Raw genomic sequence first — 17,191 nt, 5'->3', positions numbered from 1 at the left:
AGCCACATATCATAGAGCTAGAATTAATTATATTAGCTTATATTTTCTATTAGTTATAATAATGTTTTTGTTCAGGCGATCGCTCTATTTGGCATACGCTACATATAGTGTCTTTGCGTAAGTCCTGACTTTTATACTTTTCAGTGGAGTTTATATTCTCTGGGAACAAAAGCAGTTGTTAATAATTTGGTAGATTGACTGGTTGCTACAGCCATTACAGAGTAGAGTTCTATCGTATATCATCGATATCTGAACCGCCATACTTTCACACCTAGATCCCTTCCCAAGGACGATAACCTTGTCTCAACATCTCATATTCTTGATTGATTTCTGTCTCTAAAGAAAGATAAGAAACTCCTTTCTTAATCTTTTCAATGGTAGCATGCATACAGGCTAATCCTGCTTTATACTCCGAAGTATTTGTCACGTTTACCCGAAAGCCAATTTTATTGGTAAACATTGAGCTTAAAGGTAAAAGTGTAACCTTTCCAATTTGAGAAAAATATTCACCCAATTTATAACTATCCGCTATCCCTAAAATCTTCATCCTAGATTCTAGTTCTGAGTTAAACCCAATATTGATAAAAGGCCCTGCACAACTGCTTTTTATAATCTTCATTCCCATAGCCAAGAAATCAGAAGTCATCAGAAAAGCTTCAGCATTAGCCCTCAATATCTCTAACTCTTTTCTCAATTCTTCACGATGATTCAAGTTTCTTTTGTTTAGAGCCCAAGAAGCTGTAAGTACCTCGGCATTGGTGTAACGAATATGTGCTGCAACAACAAAGCGCTTAATGTCCTTCACAAGCTCCTCATTCTGACTGGTCAAAAAACCTACTTTGCCAATACCGTCAATTCCAAATTGTCTTCGCATTCCACAGGTCGTGATCACTAAATCTGAGCGACTACTCACACTTGCTACTGAAACTTGGTCATTTTCTATTGCTTCAGTTCCTGAAAAATAAAGATCATTAATGATTAGGATATTATGTTGATGCGCGACCTCGGCTAATTCTTTTAACTCATCTGGACTATAAATTTGGCACCAGGGATTATTAGGGGTTTCCAGTATAAAAGCAGCAATTATATATCCATTCTTTTTGGCAGTACAAATTACTTCTTCCAATTTGTCTGGCTTAATCTTAAAACTCGAGGTACAAACTTCTACTACATGCCGAGTAGTGCCACAAAATATATCTATATTATGGTTGTAGCGAAAGTTACCTTCTGGATAAATGACTGTAATAGGTTTAACATTTCCTCCCATCCGTAATAATCTATCTTTGGATGCTAAAATAGACATTTTAACAAGAATTGTTGAAGTCTTAGGGAAAATAACTACGGATTTTGGATCAACTTTAGGAAAAGATGGAATTAATCCAAAAATCTTTTCTGCACCTAGATGAGCAAGACTTTCTGGGACAGTTACCTTATGAGAATCTACTAAATACTGGGCAGGGTAAGATGCATATAAATTCTCCATTTCTACCATTAGATCTTTCTTCTTATATTCTGGGGCATCTGAATGACCCAGATCAACCTGACCTTGATAGCGTTTAAGTTTTCTAAATAATTCATACTCTTCTGTTGAACGTGATTTCATAAACCCGGAAATTCCTTAATAGTAAAGTTTATTAGTCTCATCTATATTACAGGCAAGCCAGTCTGTCTTCGAGTCGGCTTTAAATTCTCTTTACAAATCAGCTATTAAAGTGATGACTGCCGACTTAATCGATTGAGAGTTGCTGCCATTAGACTTTGATTTTGACCAGAAACTGTAAAAACTAATGCTTCTCGATAAACTCTTTGGGCATGATGATGACTTAAATTAGCACCTCCACTTGAACTCGTAACAGCAGCATGAGCGCATCGCAGGGCTAAATCAATTGCCCACGCTCGGAGTTGATATTTTTGGTCGATATCTAGATTAGAATTCTGTTGGGCTTTTTGAATGATTGCACGACATTGATTCAGTTCCTGATTCAGTAATTCTGTCGCATCTTGAATAAAGATAAATTTCTTTTGTTCAAAAACTGTTTCCAGAATATCTAACCCAGCTTTAGCACAGCCCAGGGCTAAAAAACTGGCTGGTAATGCATTTTTTTGATCCCTTTGATGAATCCAATCTATGGGTTGAATTGAAACAACTTTTTCTGCGGGTAAAAACCAATGATTGAGTGTAGCAGTAACGGTATTGGTTGAAGTCATGGCACACAGAGACATGGGCTGACTGAATGAAATTTGTTCGCTATTTTGAAACGGAACTAAACCAAATACAGCTTGACCATCCGCTAAGGTTGCTGCCACAATAAATTGATCAAAAATTTGCCATCCACTCACCCAAGGAACGTAACCATTGATGTGATACCCCCCTTCAACTGGAATCGCTGTAATGGTTGGATTTCCTGTTCGTCTGATTTGAGAAAAACCCACCCCGATTTTTATTTTTCCATCACTCATTTTGGGAAGATAAACCTCCTGAAGTTGAGTGTTTGAACTCTGCATCAGCATGGCGGATGCACTTTGATGTTGAGTTTGTAAAAAAGCTAATGCGCCGGAATATCGTGCGACTAATTCCTGAAATTGAACGAAGGTTTCTGAAGTCATTCCTATTCCACCCCACTGTTGGGAGACACGTAATGTTAATACTCCTAATTTACCTAAGCCGTCTAAGGCTTGATAAAGTAACTCTGGAGAAAAATCGATTTCATTTGATCGGGGATAAACATCGGTTTCTAGATAGATTTTAGTTGTCTTGAGTAGATGTGAAATTGTCATTTTATAAAGTTTGTGATAGAACTGACGTTATGCCCAGAGCGATCGCGCTGCGATCATCAACAACAGTTGGGCAAATGCCAGCCTTCAAGCAGTTTGACAGACTTTGAATAGGTCTTAATTGAAGCATCCCATACCATTTACATACATTTTTCAGCATTTATCTGGAGAGTTCATCACTATAACCTCTATAAGTTTCATCGCCATCAATAAATTGACAACCACATTCTACACAGATATAGTTTTGCTTTCCTTTCTTTTGGCTATTTTTATTGATGTTAGTTGATTTATCCATTTGGACATTCCATAATTTTTCTGCCTAAGATCGCGATCGCTCCTTTCTCAAATCATACCTTAATTCACCAACGTCATTTTTTCCACTAAGAACTTTGTACTGTCCAGATCCTAATACAAATCTGGATACTCTCTTAGAAATATGGACATATCAGGTTACAGCGGTTTTCATTTGCGTAGACCACAGTAGGGACATTCCATGGAACGTCCTTACAAGGTTTTGCTTGTGAAGATGTGGTTCATCAATTTGAAAAGCGCTGTAAGATAAATTCAAGATTTACATAGATAGCAATCCATCTCTCAATAAAATTCTAGAATATCATTCTCTATTGTGCAACACCTAATTTCAGTATAATTAGGCTAGTAGTTGTGCTTTAGTTCCTAAAGCACTTATTTTTTTGATCAACAAGTCCAACTATAAACAAGTACTTGATTATAATCTACTTACAGCGGTTTTCATATTGATGACCTCAAGTCAAAACTAAAATTTTCTAGGTATGATTCGCGTTTGCCGAGCATAACCCAGGAAATAATCCCTACTATGGTCTACCCAAATTAAAACCACTGTAGTTAAATTTTCTCTGATATTTCAACTCCAACTGGCACCTTAACTTCAACTGCTTCCTGTTGAGACTGTTTCAATAATTTGCCTGTAGTGGTATTTGAAACATCTTTTTGTTTTGAACTCCTCAATTTCAACTTCTCAGCTAATACATCCCGTTGATTAATCAAATAAATACTAACTAAAGTTAAACCCACTCCCACTGACTGTAGCGAACTCAAAACTTCTCCTAAAAACAAATTGCCAAACAATAAAGCAAAAATTGGAGTTAGAAAAGTTAAAGCACTTAAACTCGTAAGATTTCCAGAAGAAGCAAAATAAAAGAATAAACCATAGGCGATCGCACTGCCGAAAATTGCCGCATAACCCATAGCTATCCAACCATATTGATCGATATTAACCCACTGCCCAGACTCAAACCCAGCGGAAAGAGCAAGTAATGGAACACCACCTAAAATCAAATGCCAACCAGTTGCCATAACTGGGTCATTATATTTGCAAACCCAACGCACTAATACTGTTCCTACTGCCATAGATAGAGATGCTAATAACATTAACCATTCTCCACTTTGAAACAGTGCATCTATTCCTAGAGATGCTTCTATTGTTTCTGGATGCAGCAAATTCCCGATCCATTCATCGGGCAAACCAATTAAACTAATACCAAAAACACCAATACCTAACCCTAACCAACCCCAAAATCTAATTCTCTCTTGAAATAACCACAATGATAAAATAGCTACTGCCAGAGGTTGGGAGTCAATCATCACCGAACCCAAACCAGCACCTGTTCTGACTAACCCTTGAGCCAAAAACCCCTGAAACAAAGCACCATCTACCAAGGCAAATAATAAAATCCACAACCAAGCTATTTTTCCTTGTGGTTGAGGTCTTCCCTGAATCATTCCTACCAGTAACAATAATATACCTGCTGGCAATATACGCATTGCTGCCATAAAAAATGGCGTTGTCTGAGGAATAAAACCTTTCATAGCTACCATTGCAGTTCCCCAGAAGAAAAAGGGAGCAATTAGTAACAGTGGTGCAAAGGGGAGTTTTGAGTTAGTCAGTTTTAGCTGCATAGTAATTTCAGTTATCAGTTATCAGTCATCAGTTATCAGTACCGACCGCTGTTTGCGCAGCATGACCTAGGTAAATCAGAGGCACCGAAATACTGAAGTTTAATTTTTCTGTCCCCTTGTAGAGCGACAGCTCGTGGCGCAGCCAAGGGGAGACTATTGACCCTATTTTTTGGTCATTATTTTATACATTTTAATATTAAAACTTTATTTACAAATTGTAACAATTTTTCATAGAAGTATCTATTATTAAATTTAATGAATTAATAATAAGGCAAAATTTCCAAATATTCATTAAATATTATCTTTGTTGACAATTTAAGTTGAATATGTTACTAAATAAATTCAGATAATTTGTGCTATAATTAAATTTTACTTTTGACTGAATAAAAGTATGATTTGGCCATTTAAGCCTCGGTATCGTAAACAAATTGCCCGAATTGAAATTAATGGTGTCATCGCGAGCGACACCAGAAAGCGAGTTTTAGAAGCACTGAAAACAGTAGAAGAAAGAAAATTTCCGGGTCTGTTACTGAGAATAGATAGTCCCGGGGGTACTGTTGCTGACTCTCACGAAATTTACAATGCCCTGAAAAATTTGCAAGATAAAGTCAAAATTGTATCTAGCTTCGGCAATATTTCAGCCTCTGGGGGCGTGTATATCGGCATGGGTTCTCAACATATTGTGTCTAATCCTGGGACAATTACAGGTAGTATTGGGGTGATTTTGCGAGGCAACAATATAGAACGTCTTTTGGAAAGAGTAGGGGTTTCTTTTAAAGTAGTAAAGTCTGGTCCATACAAAGATATATTAGCCTTCGACCGAGAAATGACAGATCCAGAGAAGCAAATTCTCCAAGACTTGATTGATAATAGTTATCAGCAATTTGTCAAAATAGTGGCTGAGGCGCGAAATTTAGCTGTAGAAACTGTCAGAAGTTTTGCAGATGGCCGAATTTTTACAGGAGAACAGGCATTAGAATTAGGTGTGGTTGACCGTTTAGGTACTGAAGAAGATGCCCGTAAATGGCTTTGTGAACTGATAAAATTAGACCCAGAGAAGACGGAGAGTTGTACTCTCGAAAAACCAAAATCTCTAGTAAATCGAGTTTTGGGTAATAATCAGGTATCATCAAAACTGTCGGCAGCTCAAAGTTGGGTAGAATTTGAAGTTTCTACCAATGGTTTACCTTTGTGGCTGTATCGACCTTAAGTTAAAATAAAAAGTTGTTGATTGGGAGGATTTTGGTGTGGTGTGGCGAGTTCAAGCAATTCGTGGGGCAACTACTGTCTCAGAAAACTCAAAAGAAGCTATTCAAGAGGCAGTAACGGAACTACTAGATGAGCTAGAGAACCATAATCAAATCGAACCAGGCCAAATTATTAGTACGACTTTCTCTGTGACTCGTGACTTAGATGCTATTTTTCCTGCTGCGATCGCCCGCCAACGTCCCAACTGGAATAATGTACCTTTATTAGATGTGCAGCAGATGCACGTTGAAGGTAGTTTAGAACGTTGTATTAGATTTTTGATTCATGTGAATATGCCAGAAACTCAGGCCAAAAAAATTGTTCATACCTATTTGCGAGGGGCAAAAAATTTGAGGCCTGACTGGCAAAAAGCTTGAATAAGGCAGAAGGCAGAAGTCAGAGTTGCTTATGGATAGTCAACGATCAGCCACTCCGTATCTGATAACACCAAGCAATTTTAAGTATTGCAAGTGACTGTGGGGTATTAAACCTGCAAAAGAAAAGAAATAGCAATAGTCTGCTACGGATTTTTTTCTACCCAACGTTACGTTAATGCAAACTATTAAGACAGACTATAACCAATATATTCAAGGGTTATTTTAGCTGCTTAGTTTCACTATACTCATTTTTTTTTGATAACCTTTTCAGAAAATAAGCTAGAGTTACTTATAATTCTCACTCTAAATTTTTATTACATGAGAGCGCCATTTTTTTCCAATATTGTGATATCTACCCTTGTTGCCATAGTCACTTGGCTCTGGACTAGCACTGCCTTGGCAGCAATTCCAGTTCAACTATACGACCTAGAATACAAAGAATGTCCCTCTAGTTTAGAAAAAGGAATGATTTCCAGTGGTTCTAGTATGGCAGCTAAGTGCTTTATTATCGGTGGTAAAGCCAAAAATGCTTCTGATAAAACTTTATATGATGCTGATGTGTATGGACGTATTTATGACGCGGATAACAATAATGTCATGGAAAATCGTACAAGACTTGGGTCAATTGAAGAAGTCCCCCCAGGTGTAACTGATTTTGAAATTAGAGTTTCCATACCAGCAAATCTGCCTACTCCATTGAGACTTAAACAGTTTAAATCATCTGGCTTTTCTCATAAAGTTCGGTGGCAAACTATTGAAGAATTTGATGGGTTTTAATTATTGAAGGCAGGTTGAGTTCTCAGAATTAATATCTTTTTTCAATCTGCCTCAAAGTTTTTTTAAAAGAAAACTATATTGATAGATACTAATAAGCCAAGCCATTTAGTAACCCAGTCAAAACTTGAGCAACAAACTGGAGAGCAAATATAGCGATTATGGGAGAAAAGTCTATACCTCCCAAGGGTGGAATAATAGAACGAAATATATTTAGATAAGGATCAGTCAATTGACTCAATACAGAAAATGGTGGATCGTACCAGTTAATATTAGGGAACCAACTTAATAAGATCCTAATGAACATTAAAATTAAATATATTTGTACAAATGTTCCTAAAGTTTGTGCTAGTAGTCCTATGGAGGCATTCATAAGTGTTATTATTCTGAAACTACAAAAATTCATTCATAGATATTAAAGTCTATTTTAACACAGCTTTGCCTTATTCATCTTTCATTCTGGGCTATATATAAAATCTATTTCATAAAATCTAGATTTATTCTTAATAATTTGAGGATTCTTCAGAGAGCGATCGCCCAGATTTTGTCAAGCTTCCATTAACACCATTTATTTGTTGGCGCACTTCATCAATTGCTTGATTCAATTGGGCTATTTTACCTTCCAAGGTTTGACGAGTCTCTTCTATAATTTCTGATTCTTTTATGGCTTTTTGTTTTTCAGTATCTTGAATCTCTAATAAATTTTCTGCCTCATCTGCATCATTAGATACCCTTGCTCCTACTAAAATTCCCAATAACCCACCAACCAAGCCGCCTACTGCTGCTCCTGCAATCAAACCACTTGCAAAACCATCTCTATTACTCATATTTAGCAAATAGCTAATCGTTTATGTTAATCTTTAATCATTACAATCTAGCATATTCTTAATAGAATGTCAAAAATAAATTAATTTTGATTTGCTTCAAGTGGCCAGTAATATAAAATCCCGTTGAATACTTATTATATAGTTGGGAGTAGGGGAGTGGGGCAGGGTCAATTTATTGTCACCAGAGAAAAAAGGAGGGGGGTGGGGAGTGCGGGGACTGTGGGAAGCACAGGATCTCAAAAAAATATAGGGTTGTAAATATTCTCTGACGACAAAGAATTAGCCTTGGGGGAGTGGGGGAGTAGGGAAGATGAAATATTGAAGTAATTATAGAATTATCAACAGATATTAAACATATCCTCCAAAAAAGGGAGTAGGGAGTAGAGGGAAAGAATTGATAAATAATAGTGCGATAATTGATCTGATTTTTTATCAAAATAATTGGGTTTAAAACCCCGCCTTTTAAGGGAAAATATTTTTGGAGAGTTGCTCAAATCCCCGTGACAAAAATAACTTTTGACTTCTGATTTCTGACTTCGTTAATATTGGATATATATATTATATAACCAGATTCTATGTGCAACCCCACCGGATTTGATATAACTTAAGTACCAAAAGTTCGATCGCCAGCATCGCCAAGACCTGGTATAATATAGCCAACATCATTAACAACCTCATCAATAGTTGCTGTGTAAACAACCAAGTCAGGATAACTAACACTCAACTTTTGTAGAGCAGGAGGAGCAGCTACTACAGAAATAATTCTGATTGAAGCAACATCAACCCCACGCTCAGTTAATTCAGTCATGGCCTGCATAATTGTTCCACCAGTAGCTAACATTGGGTCGCAAATCAAAACCCGAGCATTAGGGGCAAACTGGGGAGGCAGTTTATTCAAATAACAGCTAGGTTCGAGAGTTTCTTCATTTCTAACTATTCCCAGATGATAGATGGATGCCAAAGGTAAAACAGTTTGCGCCCCTTCTAATAATCCTAGACCAGCTCGGAGAATTGGTATTACTACGACAGGGACTTGAGGATTAACAAAAGTAGCAGGACATTCAGCTAAAGGAGTTTGTACTGTTGTTTCTATTATTGGTAACCAATCTCGAATTGCTTCATAGGTTAACCATCGGCCTAATTCTGTCATTGCAGAACGAAATAGAGCAGAGGGTGTATTTATGTCACGAGCTACGCCTAACCAATGTTTTACTAAAGGATGAGGTGGGACATAAACACGAAGTTGCATAGTCATTTCAGTTATCAGCTATCAGTTATCAGTTATTAGTACCTCTAGTTAAAGTCAGAGGTTTGAAATATTGAACTTTATTTCTCTTGGTTGATTGGATATGGCGCAGGTTTCCTCGCCATCCCTCGACCGCTTTGTCACGCCACTACTAAACTTTGATTGACTCAAGTCAAACACTATTAACATCATAAGCGCTACACTGAAATCTAGCAAATTTTCAAAGGTGTTACTATGACAATTTCTCCTGCATCTCAGTCATTAACTGATAAATTTCCTCCAATACTTGAATATGATGCAATAGTTATCGGTTCTGGTATTGGTGGTTTAGTTACAGCTACTCAACTTGCAGCTAAAGGAGGCAAGGTTATAGTATTAGAAAGTTATACTATTCCTGGTGGTAGCTCTGGTTATTTTGAGAGGGAGGGATACACATTTGATGTTGGTGCATCAATGATATTTGGTTTTGGTAAAAAAGGTACAACAAATTTACTGACTCGTGCTTTAGATGCGGTAAATGTTAGCATAGAAACAATCCCCGACCCCGTACAAATACATTATCATCTACCAGATAATTTAGAGTTAAAAGTTCACCAAGAATATGAAAAGTTTATCCAAGAGTTAACTCAAATATTTCCCCATGAAAAAAAAGGAATTCGTCAATTTTATGATGAATGTTGGACAGTGTTTAATTATCTCAATTCTATGGAGTTATTATCTCTAGAAGAATTAAAATATCTCTCCAAATCATTTTTTCAAAATCCTGGTTCTTGTCTAGGTTTATTGAAGTATTTACCCCAAAATGTAGGTGATGTTGCACGTCGATATATTAGCGATAAACAATTATTAAAGTTTATTGATATGGAATGTTATTGTTGGTCAGTAGTGCCGGCAGATTTAACACCAATGATTAATGCTGGAATGGTGTTTTCCGATCGGCATTATGGTGGTATTAATTATCCTAAAGGTGGTGTGGGTAAAATTTCTCAAAAATTGGTAGAAGGTTTGGAGAAAACAGGGGGAGAAATTAGATATAAATCTCGGGTTCAAGAAATTATTATTGAAAAGGGAAAAGCGGTAGGAGTGAAGTTAACTAATGGAAAGGTTTATCGAGGTAAACGGGTTATTTCTAATGCGACGAGATGGGATACTTTTGGCAAGTTAATTCCAACAGAAAAGATACCGTCAAGTGAGAAAAAATGGCGCAGTAATTATCAAAAGTCACCAAGTTTTTTAAGTTTACATTTAGGAGTAGAAGCTTCCGTATTTCCAGAAGGTACAGAATGTCATCATATTCTCTTAGAAAATTGGGAGAAAATGGAGGATGCAGAAGGTACTATTTTTGTCTCTATTCCTACACTTTTAGACCCAGATTTAGCGCCAAAAGGTTATCATATTGTTCATAGTTTTACACCTTGTTATATAGAAGATTGGCAAGGATTAAGTATCAAAGAATATGAAGCAAAAAAAGAAGAAGCTGCGGGGAGAGTTATTGATAGATTAGAAAATATTTTTCCTGCTTTAGATGCTGGTTTAGATTATATGGAAGTAGGAACAGCTCGTTCCCATCAAAAATTTTTAAATCGTGAAGATGGCACTTATGGACCTATTCCTAGTCGTAAGTTAAAAGGTCTATTAGCAATGCCATTTAATCGTACTGCAATACCTGGTTTATATTGTGTTGGAGATAGTACATTTCCTGGTCAAGGTTTAAATGCTGTGGCATTTTCTGGTTTTGCCTGCGCTCATAAAGTTGCTGTTGATTTAGGATTAAAAAAAAGATGATTTTAAGGCAGAAGGCAGAAGGAAAAATTGCTTATGGATTAAACCCCAAACAATTTTAAGCACTTTGTAGACGGTTGGGTATTAAACCCACTACAGAAAAGATAATTAATTCTCCTTAAAAGAAGAGAGTTTACTAAAATATTTTTTTTCTTTTTCATCCTTAAAAATAGAGGCTTTAAATCTTCATAATTCAGTAATTAAAGATCAAGGGAAGATTGAAAATAAAGTTTTTTACTTTAATGTTTTTTCTTTCTTCCTTTCTCATAAAATATGATATACATAATTTTTTAAGAGATTGTTTGTATACAAAAGATTAAAAGGTGTGGGGTGCGTTCATCTAAATTTAATGTTGAGCAATTAAGAATAGCGCAGAACCCCCCCCTAGTATTGCAATATTTTAGGCGTGTTACGCCACTACATAATTTATTAATGAGGAAATTGCTGTATGTTTAATCCCCTCAATTTAAATACAGTTAAAATTATTGCACTGATAGGATTAATGATATTGGGATTAATTTCTACATTGGCGGTATCCAGTTTTATTCAAACTACCAATATAATCAAAAATCAATCTATTGATTCTCAGTTTGTCATTAATGAATTTCCCCAACAAATAATCAAAAATAAATGGATAATTAGCTCTGCTCAAGCTCAGGAATTAGTTGCACAAGGAGCAACAATTTTAGATGCTCGTTCTTGTAAAATATTGAATCCTCAAAGTTTGTTAAACGCAACTTGTATAAGTTGGCAAGAATTTTCTCAGTCTCAATCTCCATTTAAAGGAAAATTACTTACAGATGACAAAGTTTTGACAGAAAAATTACAAGCTATAGGCATTTTTAATCACAAACCAGTAATAGTGTTTGGTAATACCATAAATGGTTGGGGAGAGGATGGCAGAATAGTTTGGATGTTACGCACTTTAGGTCATCAAAAATCCTTTTTAGTAGATGGAGGTTTTACTGCTTTAGTTAAAGGGGGTTTTCCTACAGTTAAGTTTACGAAAAATAATTCTCCACCTAGAGGAGATTTTGTGGTTAATCAGAATGAAAATTGGCATATTAGTCAGAATGAATTAAAAACAAGTTTAGGAAAAGATAATCTGGTAATTATTGACACTAGGGAGCCACAAGAATATGCTGGAAAAACACCTTATGGAGAACAACGTGGGGGTCATATTCCAGGGGCAATTCATATCTATTTTAAGTATTGGTTAGATAATAATGGGATGTTATTATCGCGGGATAAAATTTTAGAAATGTTGGCAGAAAAGGGAATTACAAAAGATAAAATTATTGTTACTTATTGTACGGGTGGTGTACGTTCTGCTTGGTCTACTTCTGTATTGAAAGATTTGGGATTTAAGGTGAAAAATTACTCTGGTTCTATGTGGGAATGGTCGGCGAGTAGTGCAGATATTTATCCTTTGGAAAAATCCAGAAAAGAGGGAGTAGGGGTTATTGAGGACAGGGAGAAGGGGAGACACGGAGACGCGGAGAGGGAGAAATAAACAGAAGAATAATTAACATTAACTGAGCTGCTAATTAACAAAAAGGGACTTTTTCTGTATTAATTATTTAATAACTGAAGTGTCACATAAGTATAGTATTACTTTTGAGAATTTGTATTAAATTCAAAATCAAAAAAAACTATTTCAGTAATAAAATTTTTGCTAAAAACCCTAAATATTTTGAGAGTTAAAAACGAAAAATTAAGCTTTTCAAACACATTTTATACCAATTTGATAAATGTTTGCTACAAATAGCTAGGGTATTTTTTAGAATTTCCGTTTGTCATGCTCCGCAAACAGAATTCAGAAGCCGTATGGGAATAGATTTAATACCAATTTTTAGGTCGGAAATTCTCTTTTTTGTCAAAGGGACATTTCCTACAAAATCTTTTTATTGCACTTATTATTAGTAACATTCTTTTTTCAAATTGGTATTACTTAAACAAATAAACTTGTTAAAGCGCTTGCCGTTGTTATGAGGTACACCCCGGAGTGGGCAAGATGCCCGCACTACAATTTTTTCATCATTTACCCTATACCTCATTTGCCCGAAATATGCTGTAAAAATAGTGGGATAGGTTCAAAATAAAAAAATCAATGATTAATGGTTAAGTTTTTAGAGATGAAATTGAATAATATAATGTTTTTCAAGTTACTGATACCAATTTTATAAATGTTTCCTACAAATAGCTAGGGTATTTCTGAGAATTTCCTACGGAATGCTCCGCAAACAGAATTCAGAATTCAGGAGTCAGAATGAATATATTTAGTACCAGTTTGTAGGTTGGAAATTCTCTTTTTTGTCAAAGGGACATTTTCTACAAAATCTTTTTATTGCACTTATTATTAGTAACATTCTTTTTTCAAATTGGTATGAGGTATAGTTGTTTTTCTTCTTTGCTATTTCCTACTCCCGCGCAACAAAGGAATTTTGTACCTCAACAATATGGGAATTGCTATATCTAATATTTAGATAAAATAATCGGTAATAATACTGACTAATTAGCCATGTATTAAGAAATAATTATTGTATAATAACCAAAATAATTTCTCAGTAAATTTTGAATTTAATTTAGTACTAATTATGGATGAATTAAACTCTCTAATTGAACAGTCACAGATAACATTAACACCTCCAGATTTTCCACCGCCACCACCAATAGAAGTTTCTCCAGATGTAATTACTCCAGTGGAAAATTTCCCAGAAAATAATGATATAGTTTTGATTAGTAACCCAGGGTTAAATTTCGGTTCCCAAATTCCTTCAAATAATAACGTAAATATAGAATATTCTGACCTTTTAGGAGGCAGTAATTTTGAAGATGGACGAGGCATAACTACGGACGAAGAAGGCAATATTTACATTACAGGTAGTACCAACTCTATAGATTTTACAGTAACTGCAAATGCTGTACAAAATAGCTTTGCTGGAGGTAATGAATTTGGTTTTGGCGATGCTTTTGTTGCTAAATATTCTCCTGATGGAACTCTGATTTATTCTACATATATAGGTGGAAGTGGTGATGATTTTGGTACAGATATTGAAGTAGATGAAAGTGGAGATATCTACGTCACAGGTAATACTAATTCTGTTGACTTCCCGACAGTAAATGCTTTACAAAATACCTATGGTGGGGGTGAATTTTTAGGAGATGCTTTTGTAATTAAACTATCTAATGATGGTACTAATATTGAATATTCTACTTATTTAGGTGGGCAAGATAACGATTTTAGTAGTGGTATTGCTGTAGATGATAATGGCAATGTTTATATAACAGGAGATACAGGTGCTTTACTCCGTTTTCCCATAGTTCCTCTTACTGGTATTGGCGACTTTCCTACCACAGAAAACGCCCTACAAAATACTTTAATTAATGAATTTAATCGTGATGGTTTTGTCAGTAAAATATCTACTGATGGTAGTCAGTTAATCTACTCAACTTTATTTGGTGGAAATGATACGGAGGTAAGTAACGATATTACTATAGATAGTAGTGGCAATACTTATATAACTGGTGATACTCGCTCCGTTGACTTTCCCACTGAAAATGCAGTACAAAATTCTTTAGGTGGGGACCGAGATATATTCATTACCCAACTTAATAGTGACGGTAGCGACCTAATTTTTTCCACTTACTATGGTGCGGTAGATGGAGATACTGGTAATAGCATTGCCGTAGATGAAGTGGGCAACATTTATGTAGGAGGATCTTCCGGTAGTCAAATTATCGGAGGTGATGCAGTAGTACCCCCAGTTGGAGAATTTCCCACTGTTAATGCTTTGCAAGATAATTTTGCTGGGGGTGAAAGTGATGGAATTTTAATGAAAATTAATAGCGATCGCTCTGTTGGATATGCGACTTATTTAGGTGGAGCAAATTTTGAGTCTATTGAGGGTCTTGATATTGATGGGGTCGGTAATACTTATATTATTGGTAACGATAATTTTGCCGATGCTTTTGTCAGAAAAATATCTAACGATGGTGGAACTGTAGAATATTCAATTTCCTTTGAGACCAACAATAATTTGGGTATATTTGGCAATGACATTGCAGTAGATGAAGTTGGTAATGCTTATATTGTTGGTTCCAGCAACTCCACTGCTTTTCCTGAATTTATTCCAGGTGGTAGTAGTACAGCGAACGATATTTTTGTTGCGAAACTAAACTCTAGTAGTCAACCTCCAAATATTCCCTTTCCCAATATTCCTAGCAGTTTCAACGAAAATCTTTACTTGCTAGAAAATTCCGGTGTAGCAGATGCTGTGACAAATGGTTTATTTAATAACGGGTTTGAACATTGGTTAGAATTTGGTTTTTTAGAAGGGCGATCGCCTCAGTTTGCTTTTGATGAAGAATTTTATCTGGCCACTTACCCAGTAATTGCTGATGCAGTGGCAAATGGTTTATTTATCAATGGGTTAGAACATTATATTCGGTTTGGTCAAACTGAAGGACGTCAAGCAGTTGCTTAATTTGATAGACATAGGGTTCAACAATTAATAATTAATAATTACCCCTTCTTTTTTCCCCTCCTGGGAGGGGTTAGGGGTGGGTTGACTTCGTACTACTGCCTACCCTAACAAAAAGACTTTATTCAGCAAACCCTAATTAAGATTAATATCATAAACTAATTCAGCAACGCCGTTTTTTTGCCCCATATTTTTGGGTGCATCTCAATATTTGCAAAAATACTTTTTTCCTATATATTCCCTGTTGCCTGTTGCCTGTTGTCTGTTGCCTAAAAGCGATAAATTTTTGGCTTTATTCAAAATTGAGATGCACTCATATTTTTTATTCAAATTAATCCTACTTTTCTCAGAGCTTTTTCTGCGGCCCGTTTTTCAGCTTCTTGTTTACGATGACCTTTTCCAACACCATATAACTTTCCCTTAACTCTAACTTCAGCAGTGAATATTTTGGCATGGTCTGGACCTTCTCCATTATTAGATTCATATTTAGGATTTTCTCCAAATTTTGCCAATGCCCACTGTTGAAATTTACCTTTAGTATCTACTAAATCATCTGTTTGTGCATCACTTTCTGAATCTGGAAAAATTATTTCATCTGCAACGGGTTGAAAAAGTTTTTTCACAAAAGGACGAACTTTTGTCAAAGTTGAGTCTAGAAAAAAGGCTCCAATTATTGCTTCAAAAGTGTCACTAAGTAAGGCCGGGTTTTGACGACCTCCATCTTTTTCTGCTCCCTTACCAAGACGCATTAATTCACCTATTTCTAGTTGAGTTGCAAATTTTGCCAATTGTTTTTCATCTACTAAAAGTGAACGGAGACGAGTCAGTTCTTTAGGTTTTAAATCATATTCTTCTTTATAACGTCTATAGAGTAGTTCTCCTACTAGGAAACCTAACACAGCATCCCCCAGAAATTCGAGACTTTCGTTATCTTCTTCTCCAGAATTTTCATTTAAAAAAGAGCGGTGGGTTAGAGCTTGTTTTAAAAGTTCAGGATTTTTAAATTCAGGTAGTTTCTTTGTCATTTGCCAATCTTACATTTATTGAGATTCGTCTATATTAATCCTTCTTGTTTCAATTTAGCTAGGGCATTTTCAGCAGCAAGTTTTTCTGCATCTTTTTTACTACCTCCTTCACCTTGAGCATACTTTGTATTATCCACAAATACTTGAGACAAAAAAATAGGTTTATCGTCTAAACCACCGCATTTATTAGATTCATATCTAGGAATTTTTTAATTTCTTCTAATGCCCACTGTTGAAATTTAGCTTTAGTATCTACTAAATCATTGTCTGAAAAAATTATTTCATCTGCAACTGGTTGAAAAAGTTTTTTCACAAAAGGGCGAACTTTCGTCAAAGTTGAGTCTAGAAAAAAGGCTCCAATTATTGCTTCAAAAGTGTCACTAAGTAAGGCCGGGTTTTGACGACCTCCATCTTTTTCTGCTCCTTTACCAAGGCGCATTAATTCACCTATTTCTAGTTGAGTTGCAAATTTTGCCAATTGTTTTTCATCTACTAAAAGTGAACGGAGACGAGTCAGTTCTTTAGGTTTTAAATCATATTCTTCTTTATAACGTCTATAGAGTAGTTCTCCTACTAGGAAACCTAACACAGCATCCCCCAGAAATTCGAGACTTTCGTTATCTTCTTCTCCAGAATTTTCATTTAAAAAAGAGCGGTGGGTTAGAGCTTGTTTTAAAAGTTCAGGATTTTTAAATTCAGGTAGTTTCTTTGTCAT

At 35.6% G+C, this 17,191-nt stretch carries 16 protein-coding genes and 1 pseudogene; 6 read left to right on the top strand and 11 right to left on the bottom strand.

Translation table 11 applies throughout. From position 1 onward, the window contains the following. Positions 1–271: 271 nt before the first annotated feature. The 5 genes and pseudogenes from F6K27_RS23180 to F6K27_RS23160 form a co-directional block, all read right to left on the bottom strand. Positions 272–1,603, bottom strand: a complete 1,332-nt coding sequence (locus F6K27_RS23180) for an aminotransferase class I/II-fold pyridoxal phosphate-dependent enzyme (protein WP_287278506.1) — start codon at positions 1,601–1,603, stop codon at positions 272–274. Between the two features lie 104 nt (positions 1,604–1,707). Beyond that, on the bottom strand, positions 1,708–2,778 hold the full coding sequence (locus F6K27_RS23175; RefSeq protein WP_287243028.1) for an acyl-CoA dehydrogenase family protein: 1,071 nt from the start codon (positions 2,776–2,778) through the stop codon (positions 1,708–1,710). Between the two features lies 1 nt (position 2,779). Next, positions 2,780–2,935 (bottom strand): hypothetical protein, encoded by a 156-nt coding sequence (locus F6K27_RS23170; protein ID WP_287243027.1) that lies wholly within the window; start codon positions 2,933–2,935, stop codon positions 2,780–2,782. Further along, positions 2,932–3,070 (bottom strand): annotated as a pseudogene (locus F6K27_RS23165) (IS1 family transposase); the annotation flags it as partial. The pseudogene F6K27_RS23165 and the gene F6K27_RS23170, both read right to left, overlap by 4 nt. A 569-nt stretch (positions 3,071–3,639) precedes the next feature. Then, positions 3,640–4,713: a DMT family transporter gene (locus tag F6K27_RS23160; protein WP_287278504.1), complete on the bottom strand. Its 1,074-nt coding sequence runs from the start codon at positions 4,711–4,713 to the stop codon at positions 3,640–3,642. Positions 4,714–5,104: 391 nt separating this feature from the next. On the opposite strand from F6K27_RS23160, the gene sppA reads away from it, so the two are divergent. The 3 genes from sppA (at position 5,105) to F6K27_RS23145 (ending at position 7,115) form a co-directional block, all read left to right on the top strand. Continuing rightward, positions 5,105–5,923: a signal peptide peptidase SppA gene (gene sppA, locus F6K27_RS23155; RefSeq protein WP_287243025.1), complete on the top strand. Its 819-nt coding sequence runs from the start codon at positions 5,105–5,107 to the stop codon at positions 5,921–5,923. Between the two features lie 37 nt (positions 5,924–5,960). Continuing rightward, the gene (gene aroH / locus F6K27_RS23150; protein ID WP_124144829.1) at positions 5,961–6,338 is read left to right on the top strand and encodes a chorismate mutase; all 378 of its coding nucleotides are present in this window, start codon (positions 5,961–5,963) and stop codon (positions 6,336–6,338) included. A 318-nt stretch (positions 6,339–6,656) separates the two neighbouring features. Continuing rightward, positions 6,657–7,115: a hypothetical protein gene (locus F6K27_RS23145; RefSeq protein ID WP_287278502.1), complete on the top strand. Its 459-nt coding sequence runs from the start codon at positions 6,657–6,659 to the stop codon at positions 7,113–7,115. Positions 7,116–7,203: 88 nt separating this feature from the next. Here the strand turns inward: F6K27_RS23145 and F6K27_RS23140 are convergent, their stop codons facing one another. The 3 genes from F6K27_RS23140 to upp form a co-directional block, all read right to left on the bottom strand. Next, a complete protein-coding gene (locus F6K27_RS23140) occupies positions 7,204–7,485 on the bottom strand; it encodes a YggT family protein (RefSeq protein ID WP_124144827.1) in 282 nt (93 codons plus the stop codon). Positions 7,486–7,615: 130 nt separating this feature from the next. Next, complete coding sequence (locus F6K27_RS23135; protein WP_287278500.1) at positions 7,616–7,939, bottom strand: hypothetical protein; 324 nt, start codon at positions 7,937–7,939, stop codon at positions 7,616–7,618. 604 nt (positions 7,940–8,543) lie between these two features. After that, positions 8,544–9,194, bottom strand: a complete 651-nt coding sequence (gene upp / locus F6K27_RS23130; RefSeq protein WP_287278498.1) for a uracil phosphoribosyltransferase — start codon at positions 9,192–9,194, stop codon at positions 8,544–8,546. Positions 9,195–9,419: 225 nt separating this feature from the next. Between upp and crtH the strand changes: the two genes are divergently transcribed. From crtH to F6K27_RS23115, 3 genes are all read left to right on the top strand, one after another. Further along, positions 9,420–10,970 (top strand): carotenoid isomerase, encoded by a 1,551-nt coding sequence (gene crtH / locus F6K27_RS23125; protein WP_287278496.1) that lies wholly within the window; start codon positions 9,420–9,422, stop codon positions 10,968–10,970. A gap of 445 nt (positions 10,971–11,415) precedes the next feature. Next, positions 11,416–12,480, top strand: coding sequence for a sulfurtransferase (locus tag F6K27_RS23120; protein ID WP_287278494.1), 1,065 nt, complete (start codon positions 11,416–11,418; stop codon positions 12,478–12,480). Positions 12,481–13,564: 1,084 nt separating this feature from the next. Further along, entirely contained in the window at positions 13,565–15,454 is a 1,890-nt protein-coding gene (locus F6K27_RS23115) for an SBBP repeat-containing protein (RefSeq protein ID WP_287278493.1), read from the top strand. Between the two features lie 323 nt (positions 15,455–15,777). Here F6K27_RS23115 and rnc (F6K27_RS23110) read toward each other — a convergent pair whose 3' ends face one another. The 3 genes from rnc (F6K27_RS23110) to rnc (F6K27_RS23105) form a co-directional block, all read right to left on the bottom strand. Next, the gene (gene rnc / locus F6K27_RS23110; protein ID WP_287278491.1) at positions 15,778–16,476 is read right to left on the bottom strand and encodes a ribonuclease III; all 699 of its coding nucleotides are present in this window, start codon (positions 16,474–16,476) and stop codon (positions 15,778–15,780) included. 29 nt (positions 16,477–16,505) lie between these two features. Beyond that, positions 16,506–16,628 (bottom strand): putative dsRNA-binding protein, encoded by a 123-nt coding sequence (locus F6K27_RS33935; protein WP_353736051.1) that lies wholly within the window; start codon positions 16,626–16,628, stop codon positions 16,506–16,508. A 17-nt stretch (positions 16,629–16,645) separates the two neighbouring features. Continuing rightward, the coding region (gene rnc / locus F6K27_RS23105) for a ribonuclease III (protein ID WP_353736050.1) at positions 16,646–17,191 on the bottom strand (546 nt) is incomplete at its 5' end.

The sequence above is a fragment of the Okeania sp. SIO2F5 genome (genome assembly GCF_010692685.1).
In the GTDB taxonomy this organism is placed as follows: Bacteria; Cyanobacteriota; Cyanobacteriia; order Cyanobacteriales; family Microcoleaceae; genus Okeania; species Okeania hirsuta.
Note: the sequence above shows the minus strand (reverse complement) of the source record. Positions and strands in the feature narration are given on the sequence as shown.

Bases quoted from the DNA above. Each gene is read 5' to 3' on its own strand.
- rnc (WP_287278491.1), bottom strand. From the start codon at position 16,476: ATGACAAAGAAACTACCTGAATTTAAAAATCCTGAACTTTTAAAACAA.
- F6K27_RS23140 (WP_124144827.1), bottom strand. From the start codon at position 7,485: ATGAATGCCTCCATAGGACTACTAGCACAAACTTTAGGAACATTTGTA.
- crtH (WP_287278496.1), top strand. From the start codon at position 9,420: ATGACAATTTCTCCTGCATCTCAGTCATTAACTGATAAATTTCCTCCA.
- F6K27_RS23170 (WP_287243027.1), bottom strand. From the start codon at position 2,935: ATGCTGAAAAATGTATGTAAATGGTATGGGATGCTTCAATTAAGACCT.
- upp (WP_287278498.1), bottom strand. From the start codon at position 9,194: ATGACTATGCAACTTCGTGTTTATGTCCCACCTCATCCTTTAGTAAAA.
- F6K27_RS23120 (WP_287278494.1), top strand. From the start codon at position 11,416: ATGTTTAATCCCCTCAATTTAAATACAGTTAAAATTATTGCACTGATA.
- F6K27_RS23175 (WP_287243028.1), bottom strand. From the start codon at position 2,778: ATGACAATTTCACATCTACTCAAGACAACTAAAATCTATCTAGAAACC.
- F6K27_RS23180 (WP_287278506.1), bottom strand. From the start codon at position 1,603: ATGAAATCACGTTCAACAGAAGAGTATGAATTATTTAGAAAACTTAAA.
- F6K27_RS23145 (WP_287278502.1), top strand. From the start codon at position 6,657: ATGAGAGCGCCATTTTTTTCCAATATTGTGATATCTACCCTTGTTGCC.
- F6K27_RS23135 (WP_287278500.1), bottom strand. From the start codon at position 7,939: ATGAGTAATAGAGATGGTTTTGCAAGTGGTTTGATTGCAGGAGCAGCA.
- F6K27_RS23160 (WP_287278504.1), bottom strand. From the start codon at position 4,713: ATGCAGCTAAAACTGACTAACTCAAAACTCCCCTTTGCACCACTGTTA.
- sppA (WP_287243025.1), top strand. From the start codon at position 5,105: ATGATTTGGCCATTTAAGCCTCGGTATCGTAAACAAATTGCCCGAATT.
- F6K27_RS23115 (WP_287278493.1), top strand. From the start codon at position 13,565: ATGGATGAATTAAACTCTCTAATTGAACAGTCACAGATAACATTAACA.